This window comes from Janibacter limosus NBRC 16128 (genome assembly GCF_001570985.1).
Taxonomy (GTDB): Bacteria; Actinomycetota; Actinomycetes; order Actinomycetales; family Dermatophilaceae; genus Janibacter; species Janibacter limosus.
The window spans coordinates 37,193-48,923 of sequence record NZ_BCSS01000026.1 but is presented as its reverse complement, the minus strand read 5'-3'; the positions used below and the strand labels follow the sequence as shown (position 1 = coordinate 48,923).

At 69.7% G+C, this 11,731-nt stretch carries 11 protein-coding genes; 6 read left to right on the top strand and 5 right to left on the bottom strand.

The features are described from left to right. A partial coding sequence (locus JLI01S_RS10845) for a helicase-associated domain-containing protein (RefSeq protein WP_068264363.1) occupies positions 1–1,615 on the top strand: 1,615 nt, incomplete at its 5' end. Positions 1,616–1,634: 19 nt separating this feature from the next. Here JLI01S_RS10845 and JLI01S_RS10840 read toward each other — a convergent pair. After that, positions 1,635–2,573, bottom strand: a complete 939-nt coding sequence (locus tag JLI01S_RS10840) for a hydroxymethylglutaryl-CoA lyase (RefSeq protein ID WP_068264359.1) — start codon at positions 2,571–2,573, stop codon at positions 1,635–1,637. A 70-nt stretch (positions 2,574–2,643) separates the two neighbouring features. Between JLI01S_RS10840 and JLI01S_RS10835 the strand changes: the two genes are divergently transcribed. Both JLI01S_RS10835 and JLI01S_RS10830 read left to right on the top strand, forming a co-directional pair. Then, positions 2,644–3,108, top strand: a complete 465-nt coding sequence (locus tag JLI01S_RS10835) for a hypothetical protein (protein ID WP_068264357.1) — start codon at positions 2,644–2,646, stop codon at positions 3,106–3,108. A gap of 1 nt (position 3,109) precedes the next feature. After that, positions 3,110–4,744: a DNA repair helicase XPB gene (locus JLI01S_RS10830; RefSeq protein WP_068264355.1), complete on the top strand. Its 1,635-nt coding sequence runs from the start codon at positions 3,110–3,112 to the stop codon at positions 4,742–4,744. 14 nt (positions 4,745–4,758) lie between these two features. On the opposite strand, the gene ehuA is transcribed toward JLI01S_RS10830, so the two are convergent. Genes ehuA through ehuB form a run of 4 tightly spaced genes read right to left on the bottom strand, consistent with a single transcriptional unit; the run spans position 4,759 to position 7,802 of the window. After that, positions 4,759–5,565 (bottom strand): ectoine/hydroxyectoine ABC transporter ATP-binding protein EhuA, encoded by an 807-nt coding sequence (gene ehuA, locus JLI01S_RS10825; protein ID WP_084349366.1) that lies wholly within the window; start codon positions 5,563–5,565, stop codon positions 4,759–4,761. Then, positions 5,555–6,223, bottom strand: a complete 669-nt coding sequence (locus tag JLI01S_RS10820; RefSeq protein WP_068264349.1) for an amino acid ABC transporter permease — start codon at positions 6,221–6,223, stop codon at positions 5,555–5,557. The genes ehuA and JLI01S_RS10820 overlap by 11 nt, the downstream gene beginning before the upstream one ends. After that, positions 6,223–6,921, bottom strand: a complete 699-nt coding sequence (ehuC, locus tag JLI01S_RS10815; RefSeq protein ID WP_068264348.1) for an ectoine/hydroxyectoine ABC transporter permease subunit EhuC — start codon at positions 6,919–6,921, stop codon at positions 6,223–6,225. Before ehuC ends, JLI01S_RS10820 begins: the two co-directional genes overlap by 1 nt. Next, on the bottom strand, positions 6,918–7,802 hold the full coding sequence (gene ehuB / locus JLI01S_RS10810) for an ectoine/hydroxyectoine ABC transporter substrate-binding protein EhuB (RefSeq protein ID WP_068264346.1): 885 nt from the start codon (positions 7,800–7,802) through the stop codon (positions 6,918–6,920). The genes ehuC and ehuB overlap by 4 nt, the downstream gene beginning before the upstream one ends. A gap of 201 nt (positions 7,803–8,003) precedes the next feature. Here ehuB and JLI01S_RS10805 point away from each other — a divergent pair, with 201 nt between their 5' ends. From JLI01S_RS10805 to JLI01S_RS10795, 3 genes are all read left to right on the top strand, one after another. Beyond that, on the top strand, positions 8,004–8,720 hold the full coding sequence (locus JLI01S_RS10805) for a response regulator transcription factor (protein WP_068264344.1): 717 nt from the start codon (positions 8,004–8,006) through the stop codon (positions 8,718–8,720). Between the two features lie 7 nt (positions 8,721–8,727). Next, complete coding sequence (locus JLI01S_RS10800; RefSeq protein ID WP_068264342.1) at positions 8,728–10,212, top strand: sensor histidine kinase; 1,485 nt, start codon at positions 8,728–8,730, stop codon at positions 10,210–10,212. A 91-nt stretch (positions 10,213–10,303) separates the two neighbouring features. After that, a complete protein-coding gene (locus JLI01S_RS10795) occupies positions 10,304–11,584 on the top strand; it encodes a S1C family serine protease (RefSeq protein ID WP_245634589.1) in 1,281 nt (426 codons plus the stop codon). The last annotated feature ends 147 nt before the right edge of the window (positions 11,585–11,731 follow it).

Below are 11,731 nucleotides of genomic sequence, written 5' to 3'. Positions count from 1 at the left end.
CCTGCTCCCCCGCGAGGTCGGTCTGCTCGTGCGGGGCGGGCGGATCCTCGACCCTCTCGACGAGTCCCCCGAGAGCGCCCGCACCCTGGATCTCGACGACGTCGACCGCGCCGCGACCGCCAGCGCCACCGAGGTCGTCGCGCTCGTCGACGAGCTGCTCGACCGGGTCGAGGACCTGCGCCCGCGCGTCCTGCGCAGCGGCGGCCTGGCCGTCCGCGACCTGCGCGCCCTCGCCGGTCGCGTCGACCTCGACGAGGCGAGCGCCGCCTTCCTCCTCGAGCTGGCCCTGGGCGCCGGCCTCCTCGACGACGACCACGCACTCGAGCCGACCTGGCGACTCACGACGGTCCTCGACGAGTGGCGCTCCCTGCCCCCTGCCGGCCGGTGGGCCGGCCTGACCGGCCCCTGGCTGCGGTCCCTGCGTGCCAGCGCGGTCCCGGCACCCGAGGACGGGGGCCGGGTCAACGCCCTGTCCGAGGGCATGGTGTGGCCGCCCGTGCGGGCGCTGCGTCGCGAGCTGCTCGACATCCTCGCGGCCCTGCCCGAGGGCACCTCCCCCGATGCCGCTGACGTGCTGGAGCGGCTGCGGCACCGGCGCCCCCGGCGCATGCCCCACGGCGCCGACGAGGCCGTCACCGCCCTGCTCAAGGAGGGCGAGCAGCTCGGGGTCACCGGACGCGGCGCCCTCGGCTCGGTCGGCCGGCTGCTGCTGACCGACGAGGTGGCGGCGAGCCACCTGCTCGAGACCTTCGTCCCCGAGCCGGTCGACCGACTGCTGCTGCAGGCCGATCTCACCGCGGTCGTGCCCGGCACCCCCGTCCCGGAGCTGGCGGCCCTCCTGCGCCGCAGCGCCCGGCTCGAGTCCCGCGGTGGCGCCAGCGTGCACCGCTTCACCGAGACCTCGCTGCGCTCGGCCCTGGACTCGGGGTGGAGCGCCGACGAGCTGCTCGAGTCACTCGCCCGCTTCAGCGCCAGCCCCGTCCCGCAGCCGCTCGACTACCTCGTGCGCGATGTCGCCCGACGCCACGGCCAGCTGCGCGTGGGCACCGCGGGCAGCTACCTGCGCAGCGACGACTCGACACACCTCGAGGCCCTGCTCACCCACCGCGACCTGAGCCACCTGCAGCTGCGTCAGCTCGCGCCGACCGTGCTCATCTCGCCCGTCGGGCCCACGGTGCTGCTGGAGTCCCTGCGCGAGGTCGGCGCCGCGCCGGCCCTCGAGGGATCCGGTGGCGTCGTCGCGACCAAGCCCGCTGCACCGCGCATCACGCCCCGCCGCGAGCGCCCGGTCACCGAGGTCGCGCCGGAGCCGTCGGCCGAGGTGCTCATCCGGCTGCGCGAGGGCGAGGCCCGCGCGGAGCTGCAGCGCAATGCCCCTGACGACGGTGCTCCGACGATCCCGGCACTGGACCCGGCGAGCAGCTCGGCGCTGCTGCGTGAGGCCGCCGCCGACCGGCTCCCCGTCTGGCTCGGGGTGACGGACGCCGTCGGTTCGACCCGGCGGGTGATCTTCCACCCGATGACGCTCGACGGCGGTCGGGTGATCGGCGAGGTCGACGGGCAGCCGCAGGTCTTCTCGCTGCACCGGATCACCGGCGTCGTCGTCGAGGGCTGAGGCTCCCCCCTTCGCCCCGTCAGGCCCCGGCGAGCGCCTTGACCACCCGGGACGGCGAGGGCTTGCCGAGCTGCTCGGCCATCCACACGCTCGTCTCGACGAGGGCGTCGAGGTCGACGCCGGTCTCCACGCCGGCGCCGTCGAGCATCCAGACGAGGTCCTCGGTCGCGAGGTTGCCGGTGGCCGACTTGGCATAGGGGCAGCCGCCCAGCCCCCCGGTGGAGGCGTCGACGACGCTCACCCCGGCACGCAGCGCGGTCAGGGTGTTGGCCAAGGCCTGCCCATAGGTGTCGTGGAAGTGCACACCGATCCGCTCCACGCCGATGTCACGCGTGCCGAGCTCGGTGAGCAGCGCCTCGACGTGCCCCGCGGTGCCCGTACCGATGGTGTCGCCGATCGACAGCTGGTCGCAGCCCAGGTCCATCAGCTCCGCGCACGCGTCGGCGACCTGACCCACGGGCACCGGCCCCTCCCACGGGTCGCCGAAGCACATCGAGACATAGGCGCGCACCCACAGGCCCGCGTCCTGTGCCCGCTTGACGACGGGCTTGAACATCTCGACGGACTCCTCGCGGGAGCGTCCGAGGTTCTTCTGCGCAAAGGTCTGCGTGGCGCTGCCGAAGATCGCGACCGCCCCGACACCCGCCTCGAGGGCCCGGTCCAGTCCACGCTCGTTGGGCACGAGCACGGGACGAAGGGGGCCGCGCCCCACCTCGCCGAGATCGGCCAGCAGCTCGGTGGCATCGGCCAGCTGCGGCACCCAGCGCGGCGAGACGAAGGAGGTCGTCTCGACGGTCTGCAGGCCGGCAGCGAGCAGTCGTCGCACGAACTGCGCCTTGACCTCGGTGGGGACCACGGCCTTTTCGTTCTGCAGGCCGTCACGCGCTCCGACCTCGTAGATCGTCACCCGTGGGGGCAGGTCGGTCATCGGCTCGCTCTGCGGCAGTGCACGGCTCATACAGCCACTATCTCGCATCACGTACCGTTGTCACGGGCCTGCCGCAGCAGGCCAGGGAGGACAGCACCACATGAGCAACGACCCGTACCCCAACGATCGGCCGGACCCGCGAGACGGCGAGCCCTACTCGTCGGACCCGTACTCGTCGGATCCCTATGTCCAGGGTGGTGGCTCGGCCCGGCCGCAGCCGCCCGCCTACGAGCCCGGACGCTCCGCCCCTCTCCCGGCGCCGATCCTCCCGGGCGCGCCCATGCCGCCTCCGTACCACTACGCAGCGGGACCGCAGACGGAGCCCAACACCTCGGCGATCGTCCTGATCGTCCTGTCCTCACTCACGCTCCTCACCGGCTACTGCTGCTACATCGGCATTCCCGGACTCGTCCTGGGCATCCTCGGCATCGTCAAGCAGTCGACCGACCCGGAGGGCGCGGCGAAGCTGACCAAGATCGGGTGGGTCACCTTCGCCGTCCTCACCCTCGTCACGGTGATCGTCGTCGTCGGTGTGGTCATCGCCATCGTCCTCTCGGAGAGCTGACATGGCCCTCGACGGCGCGCTCATCGTCCAGAGCGACAAGACCCTCCTGCTCGAGGTCGACCACGAGCGGTCCGCCGACGCGCGTCGGGCCATCGCCCCCTTCGCCGAGCTGGAGCGGGCTCCCGAGCACATCCACACCTACCGGGTGACTCCCCTCGGTCTGTGGAATGCGCGCGCCGCGGGCCACGACGCCGAGCAGGTCGTCAATGCCCTCATCACGCACTCGCGCTACCCGGTGCCGCAGGCCCTGCTCGTCGACATCGCCGAGACCATGGACCGCTATGGCCGACTCGTGCTGGAGAAGGACGGCGACCAGCTCGTCCTGCGCACCACCGACCGGGCCGTGCTCACCGAGGTCATGAGGCACAAGAAGATCACGCCGCTGCTCGGCGAGATGCTCTCTCCCGACGAGGTCGTCGTCCACCCCTCGGAGCGGGGCACCCTCAAGCAGGAGCTGCTCAAGGTCGGGTGGCCGGCGGAGGACCGCGCCGGCTATGTCGACGGCGAGGCGCACCCGATCGAGCTGCTGGAGGACGGCTGGTCCCTGCGGCCCTACCAGCAGCAGGCTGTCGACGGCTTCTGGGACGGCGGCTCCGGCGTCGTCGTCCTGCCCTGCGGCGCCGGCAAGACGCTCGTCGGGGCCGGTGCGATGGCCGCCGCCAAGGCGACCACCCTCATCCTCGTGACCAACACGGTCAGCGCGCGGCAGTGGAAGCAGGAGCTGCTCGAGCGCACCACCCTCACCGAGGAGGAGATCGGCGAGTACTCCGGTGCCCGCAAGGAGATCCGCCCGGTCACCATCGCGACCTATCAAGTCCTCACGCTCAAGCGCAAGGGGATCTACCCGCACCTCGACCTGCTCGATGCCCGCGACTGGGGCCTGGTCGTCTATGACGAGGTGCACCTGCTGCCGGCGCCGATCTTCCGGATGACCGCGGACCTGCAGGCTCGTCGCCGCCTCGGGCTGACGGCGACCCTGGTGCGCGAGGACGGCCGCGAGGCCGATGTCTTCTCCCTCATCGGCCCCAAGCGCTTCGACGCACCGTGGAAGGACATCGAGGCGCAGGGCTACATCGCGCCGGCTGACTGCGTCGAGGTCCGGGTGACCCTCAGCGACGCCGAGCGGATGGCCTATGCCACCGCCGACGCCGAGGACCGTTACCGGTTGGCGTCGTGCTCGCCCGTCAAGCTCGGGGTCGTCCGCACGATCGTCGACCAGCACCGGGGCGAGCCGACGCTCGTCATCGGTCAGTACCTCGACCAGCTCCACGAGCTCGCCGAGCAGCTGGACGCCGACCTCATCACGGGCGAGACCCCCGTCAAGCAGCGCCAGGAGCTCTTCGCCGACTTCCGCGAAGGCAGGTCCAGCCTCCTCGTCGTGTCCAAGGTGGCCAACTTCTCCGTCGACCTGCCCGAGGCGAGCGTCGCGATCCAGGTCAGTGGCACCTTCGGCTCACGCCAGGAGGAGGCCCAGCGTCTGGGCCGGGTGCTGCGGCCCAAGGAGGACGGGCGCACCGCGCACTTCTACACCGTCGTCACGCGCGACACCGTCGATGCGGAGTTCGCCTCACACCGGCAGCGCTTCCTCGCGGAGCAGGGGTACGCCTACCGGATCCTCGACGCCGACGACCTGTAGCCGGATCCCTCGGGTCAGAGGATCGAGTCGAGGAACCTGCGCGTGCGCTCGTGCGAGGGGTTGCCAAGGATCTGGTCCGGCGGCCCCTGCTCGAGGACATGGCCCGCGTCGAACATCATCACCTTGTGCGAGACATCGCGGGCGAACTTCATCTCGTGCGTGACGATGAGCATCGAGATGTCGGTGGATTCGGCGACATCGCGCAGCACCGCGAGCACATCACCGACGAGCTCGGGGTCGAGCGCCGAGGTGACCTCGTCGAGCAGCAGGATCTTGGGGTCCATCGCCAGGGCCCGGGCGATCGCGACGCGCTGCTTCTGACCACCTGACAGCCGGCTCGGGTGCTCGTCGGCACGGTCCTTCAGCCCCACCTGGTCGAGCAGTGCGAGGGCGCGCTCGCGCGCCTCCTCCTTGCCTCGCCCCAGCACGTGCACCGGCGCCTCGGTGACGTTGTCGATGACCGACATGTTGGGGAAGAGGTTGAAGTGCTGGAAGACCATGCCGATCTGCTTGCGCGTCTCGGCGACCTCCTTCTGCTTCAGCTGGACCCGCTTGTCACCGCGCCGGTCGTGGGTCAACGGCTTGCCGTCGATCCAGATGTAGCCCTCGGTGAGGTGCTCGAGGGTCATCACCAGACGCAGGATCGTCGTCTTGCCGGACCCGCTGGGCCCGATGAGTGTGACCCGCTCCCCCTGCGCGACGTCGAAGTTGAGATCGGACAGCACCGTGTGGTCACCGAACCTCTTGACGACGTCCTCGAAGCGGATGACGGGCGGCACTGCGGTCGAAGGGGGTGTCCCCCCGGTCGTGTCAGTAGACAAGGGCTTTTTCCAATCTGCGCACGGCCACCGCGGTGACCAGGCTGGCGACGAGGAAGATCAGGCCGGCGATCGTGAAGGCCTCGTTGTAGCGGAAGGTGTTGCCGCCGGCCTGCTGGGCGACGGTGACCATCTCCAGGACCGAGATCGCGAAGAGGTACGGGGTGTCCTTGAACATCGAGATCGCCCAGTTGCCGAGGGCCGGCAAGGTCGAGCGCAGGGCCTGCGGCAGGACGATGTCGCGCCACGTGCGTCCCTGCGGGAGGCTGAGCGCCCGGGCCGCCTCCCACTGCCCCTTGTCGACCGACCCGATGCCGGCGATGAAGGACTCGGCCATGTAGGTCGCGTAGTGGACGCCGATGACTGCCGTACCGACCCACAACATGCTCCAGTCGACCGGTACGAGGAACTTGGCGAAGACCAGCTGCACGATGAGGGGCGTCATCCGGATGACGTCCATGACCCACCGCACGGGTTTCGACAGGATCGCGGGAGCGACCTGGGTGAGGACGGCCAGGATCAAGCCCATGACCACGGCGACGATCGTGCCGACGACGGTGATGAGCAAGGTGGCCTTGACGAAGGCCTCGATGATCTCGGGCGCGAGGTCGCGAGCGGCCTCCCAGCTCCAGAACTCGTCGAAGGTGATGGCGGGCATCATCAGAGCGCCACCCCCGCACTCTCGTGGGTGCTGCCGGCGCCCAGTCCGAGCCGTCGACGGGCACGCTTCTCGAGCTGTCTGAGCCCGGAGGAGAAGACGAGCGCGAAGAGGTAGTAGACGATCAGGCCGACGCCGTAGGCGAAGATCGTCGTCGTGTCGAGACGTAGCTCATCGATCTCGTAGGCCAGGTCCTGCAGCCCGATGAAGAGCGCCACTGCAGTCCCCTTGATGAGCATGATCAGCAGGTTGTTGTAGCCGGAGAGCATGAGCACCCACGCCTGCGGCCAGATGATCCGGCGCATGCGCATCAGCGGTGACATGTTGAGCGCCGTGGCGCCCTCCCACTGCCCCTTGTCCACCGCGTTGATCGAGCCGCGCACGATCTCCGCACCGTAGGCGCCGTAGTTGAGTCCGAGCGCGAGGACCCCGGTCAGGACCGCGTCCATGCTCACCCCGAAGAGCGGCATGACGTAGTAGAGCCAGAAGAGCTGGACGACGAGCGAGGTCCCGCGGAAGAACTCGACGACGATCGTCGCCAGCCAGCGCAGCGGCGCCACCGGGCTGATGCTCAGCAGTCCGAGGACCACCGAGACGAGGAAGGCCACGAGGGCCCCGCCGAGGGTGAGCTGGAGCGTGACGAGCACGCCCTCGCCCAACCTCGGCAGGGCATCACGTAGTGCCTCGAGATTTTCGGTCACTTGGCGTCCGGGAGCTCACCCTTGCAGAGCTGCTCGGTCGTCAGGTCACCCTTGGGCCGCTCGGCGTCGGTGAAGCCGAACTCGCCGATGACGTCCGTGTAGGCCTTCTCGTCACCGGTGATCTTGGCGAGCTCCTTGTTGTAGGCATCGCGCAGGGTGTCGTCACCCTTCTTGAAGACCGTCGCGCCGGCCCCGACCTGCTCCTTGCCGTCGACGACCGCGACGAAGGAGTCGGTCACCTCGACCTTGACGTCGGGGTTGTTCTCGTCCATCGTCCGCAGCGAGATACCGGTGAGGGCGAAGACATCGCTGCTGCCGCGGGCGACCCCGTCCATGCCGTCCTGCGGCGACTTGACCTGGGTGGCCTTGATGTCGAGCGACTTCGCGTAGTCGGTCTCGATGGCGCCACTCATCGTCGAGAGCTTGGCGCCGGACTTCTTGACGTCGGCGAGGGTCTTGAGGTTCTTGGGGTTGCCCTCGGGAACCATGAGCGCCGTCGTGTAGAGGATCTCCGGGTCACCGAAGGAGGCCTCCTTGCAGCGGTCGGGCAGGATCGACATCCCCGCCGAGATGACGTCGAAGCGGCCAGCCTTCAACCCCGGGATGAGTGCATTCCACTCGGTCTTGACGCCCTTGACCTCGTCGATCCCCATCTCCTTGAAGATCTTCTTGTGCAAGGCGATCGTCGCGCCCGTGAGCTCGCCGTCCTTCTCGAAGGAATAGGGCTCCTCACCGGCGAACGCGACGGTGATCGTCCCCTTGTCCTTGAGCTCGGCGAGCTTGTCACCCGAGGCGTCGTCCGAGCCCGAGTCCCCACAGGCCGCCAGTGTCAGGGCCAGGGTCAGTGCAGCGGTACCGGCCAGAGTTCGCGTGTGTCGCACGGCAGTTCCTCCCAGCGGAGGATCTTCCCGGGGCGTTCCCAGTCCTCCGAATCACCCCCACCCGACCAAACACGAGGGGCCAAGGGGGCCAAGCGGACGGGCGATCCGCCCTTCGTTGTCACTCCGTGACCCAACGCGGAGACTCTCCTGACCCCGCAAACGTTCAGCAGACATCCAGACAACGGGCGCACACTCGATCGGGTGAGCACTCATGCAACCCCTACCGAGGCGAGCCCCTACCTCCTCGTCGTCGAGGACGAGCCCAACATCCGCGAGCTGCTGGCCACCTCCCTGCGCTTCGCGGGCTTCCAGGTCGAGGTGGCCGGCGACGGCGCCACGGCGCTCGACATCGTCCACCGTCTCGAGCCCGACCTCATCGTCCTGGACGTCATGCTCCCCGACATCGACGGCTTCGAGGTGGCCTCCACGCTGCGAGCGTCCGAGCGGCACCAGCCGATCCTCTTCCTCACGGCGCGGGACTCCCTCGACGACAAGATCAAGGGCCTGACCGTCGGTGGCGACGACTACGTGACCAAGCCCTTCTCCCTCGAGGAGGTCATCGCCCGCATCCGCGTCATCCTGCGCCGCACGCAGGATGTCCCCTCCGCGGAGGCAACCTTGCGCTTCGCCGACCTCGAGCTCGACGACGATGCGCACGAGGTCCGCCGGGCGGGCCGCTCGATCGACGTCTCGCCCACGGAGTTCAAGCTCCTGCGCTACCTCATGCTCAACCCCAACCGAGTGCTGTCCAAGGCGCAGATCCTCGACCACGTCTGGGACTACGACTTCCGCGGCGAGATGGGCATCGTCGAGTCCTACATCTCCTACCTGCGGCGCAAGATCGACACCGAGGGCCTCCCGACGCTGATCCACACCAAGCGCGGCTTCGGCTACGTGTTGCGCCTGCCCCCGGAATGAGCCGGCCATGAGCATGGAGCGGGTGACCACGCCCGTCGTCCGCAAGCTCGAGGCGATGCCGCTCACCTGGCGGCTCATCGTCATCCTGCTCACCCTCCTGCTCGCGGCCCTCATGGCCACCTCCCTGACGACGGCCTGGCTCGTCCAGCGTGACCTCAAGGCCAATGTCGACGACCAGCTGCGGGCGGTGGCCATCCCGATCGCCGAGGACGACTCGGCGGTGACCGTCGGCGGCGACAACGGCGACATCTACAGCCATGAGACGCGCGCAGACCCGACCAACTACTTCTTCGTGCGGCAGCCATCCGACGGGACCGCCTGGCAGTACCGCTTCCCCACCGGCGAGACCACCCGGCCCGATGTCCCTGTCCTGACGCTCGACGATCCCCGCGTCCGCAGCGGCCAGCCCTTCACCGTGGAGTCCCTCGACGGCCGGACCCGGTGGCGCTTCATCGCTGGCCACTACACGACACCGGACAACTCCACCTTCGCCGTCGGCATGCCGATGACCGGGGTCAACAAGATCGTCAAGCGCTTCGCGATCGTCACCACGGTGGTCGGGCTGACCGCCCTGGTCACCTGTGGGGTGCTGGGGTGGTTCGCGACCCGGCGAGCCTTCCGACCCCTTCGCCGCATCGAGGACACCGCCGCCGGCATCGCGGCGGGAGACCTCAGCCGTCGCGTCCCGGTCCGCTACAGCCACGACGAGGTCGCGAGCCTCAGCGACTCGCTCAACGCCATGCTCGGCCAGGTCGAGCGCAGCTTCGCCCTCCAAGAAGCCTCCGAGACCAAGATGCGCCAGTTCGTCGCGGACGCCAGCCACGAGCTGCGCACCCCACTGGCGACCGTGCGCGGGTACGCCGAGCTCTACCGGCAGGGGGCCGTGCAGGGACCGGACCAGACCGCCCAGGCCATGGACCGGATCGAGGGTGAGGCCTCTCGCATGGGCGTGCTCGTCGACGACCTGCTGCTGCTCGCCCGGCTCGACGACCAGCGGCCGCTCGAGCTCGCCGAGGTCGACCTGGTGGTGATCGCCGCAGAGACGGTGCACGACGCTCGGGCCCGTGCCCCCCACCGTCACATCCAGCTCGTCGGGCTCGATGCCGAGCTCGCCCCCGTGGTCCTGCTCGGCGATGACAGCCGCCTGCGCCAGGTCCTCAGCAACCTCATCGGCAATGCCCTCATGCACACCGCTGACGACGTGCTCGTGGAGGTGCGCACGGGGCAGGTCGGCGACCGCGCCGTCATCGAGGTCCGTGACCACGGCGCGGGGATCGCCCCTGACGTGGCCGAGCGGGTCTTCGAGCGCTTCTACCGCGTGGACAAGGCGCGCTCGCGCGCCCGTGGCGGCAGCGGGCTCGGCCTGGCGATCGTCACGGCCATCGTCGCCCAGCACCACGGCGAGGTCCGCGTGCTCGACACCCCCGGCGGTGGCGCGACCTTCCGGGTGGAGCTGCCCGGATCGGTCCCCGTGCGACCCGACCGGGTCTGAGCCGGGCACAGCGAACCCACAGGCAAAACCAAGCCGGGGCCGAAGTTGCAGGAGCAGGGTGGATCCAACAGCCTCGACAAGGAGCCTTCTGATGGACCACCCCACCGCACCGATCCCACCGCACGCACCACGTGGCGAGGGCGGTCCGACCCCGACGACCTCCTACGCCGAGGCACTCACCGCTCCGCCACCGCCCAGGCTGCACCGCCACCGTGGTCGCCGCGTCGGCGAGCTGGCCGCGGTCGGCATCCTCTCCGCAGCCCTGGCCACCGGCGGCACCTGGGGTGTCATCTCCCTCACCGACCAGGGCCCCGGTGAGACACCGCCGGTAGCCACCGGTTCGTCCGTCGGCGGTGACGGCGTCGCGAGCGTCGTCCCGGTGAGCAGCGCCTCCAAGACCAACCCCGACTGGAACGCCGTGACCGCAGCCGTCTCCCCGAGCGTCGTCGCGATCACGGTCAAGAGCGGCAGCTCCGGTGGAGAGGGCTCAGGCGTCATCATCGACGGCTCAGGCCATGTCCTCACCAACCACCACGTCGTGAGCGGCGCCGGCGACGACGCACAGATCACCGTCACCCTCGCTGACGGGTCGACCTACGCGGCCACGGTTGCCGGCGAGGACGCATCGACCGACCTCGCGGTCGTCACGATCACCGACCCGCCGCAGGGCCTGCGGCCAATCACCATGGGCTCCTCCCAGGGACTCACGGTGGGTGATCCCGTCATGGCCGTCGGCAACCCGCTCGGTCTGGCAGGCACGGTCACGACGGGCATCGTCAGTGCGCTCAACCGCCCGGTGACGACGAGCGCCAGCGAGAGCGGCGGCCAGGACCCCTTCGCCCAGCAGCAGGCCTCGCCCGTCGTCACCTCCGCCATCCAGACCTCGGCCGCGGTCAACCCCGGCAACTCCGGAGGGGCACTCGTCGACGCGGCGGGACGTCTCGTGGGGATCAACTCCTCGATCGCGACGCTCGGCGGCTCCGGTGGCCAGTCCGGGAGCATCGGCATCGGCTTCGCCATCCCCGTCGACGAGGCCCAGTGGATCGCTGAACAGCTGATCGAGGACGGCAGCGCGGAGCACGCCCTGCTCGGGGTGACGCCGGTCGACGGCAGCGCCAAGGTGGGGTCGGCGACCCGCTCTGGCGCCCAGGTCCGCTCCGTCTCCGACGGGAGCGCCGCTGACAAGGCCGGACTGCGCGAGGGCGACCTCATCGTGGGAGTCGACGACACCGGCATCAACTCGGCCGAGTCCCTGGTGGGCATGATCCACGCCCAGCGCATCGGGTCGACCGTCTCGTTGTCCGTCATCCGTGATGGTCAGGAGCAGACGATCAAGGCCACCCTCGGCACCGCGCCGTCCGCCCAGGGCTGACCAACGTCGGGCGGGCTCAGGAGACTCACAGGTCGATGCCAGCAGGGTCCAAGTCTGGTGGTGCAGGATCTACATCAGGAGCACAGGACAAGGAAGCAACGGTCGCTCGATCGTCTCCTCCCCGACGCAGGCACCGACTTCCTCTGG

Bases quoted from the DNA above. Each gene is read 5' to 3' on its own strand.
- JLI01S_RS10840 (WP_068264359.1), bottom strand. From the start codon at position 2,573: ATGAGCCGTGCACTGCCGCAGAGCGAGCCGATGACCGACCTGCCCCCA.
- JLI01S_RS10835 (WP_068264357.1), top strand. From the start codon at position 2,644: ATGAGCAACGACCCGTACCCCAACGATCGGCCGGACCCGCGAGACGGC.
- JLI01S_RS10830 (WP_068264355.1), top strand. From the start codon at position 3,110: ATGGCCCTCGACGGCGCGCTCATCGTCCAGAGCGACAAGACCCTCCTG.
- JLI01S_RS10820 (WP_068264349.1), bottom strand. From the start codon at position 6,223: ATGATGCCCGCCATCACCTTCGACGAGTTCTGGAGCTGGGAGGCCGCT.
- JLI01S_RS10800 (WP_068264342.1), top strand. From the start codon at position 8,728: ATGAGCATGGAGCGGGTGACCACGCCCGTCGTCCGCAAGCTCGAGGCG.
- JLI01S_RS10795 (WP_245634589.1), top strand. From the start codon at position 10,304: ATGGACCACCCCACCGCACCGATCCCACCGCACGCACCACGTGGCGAG.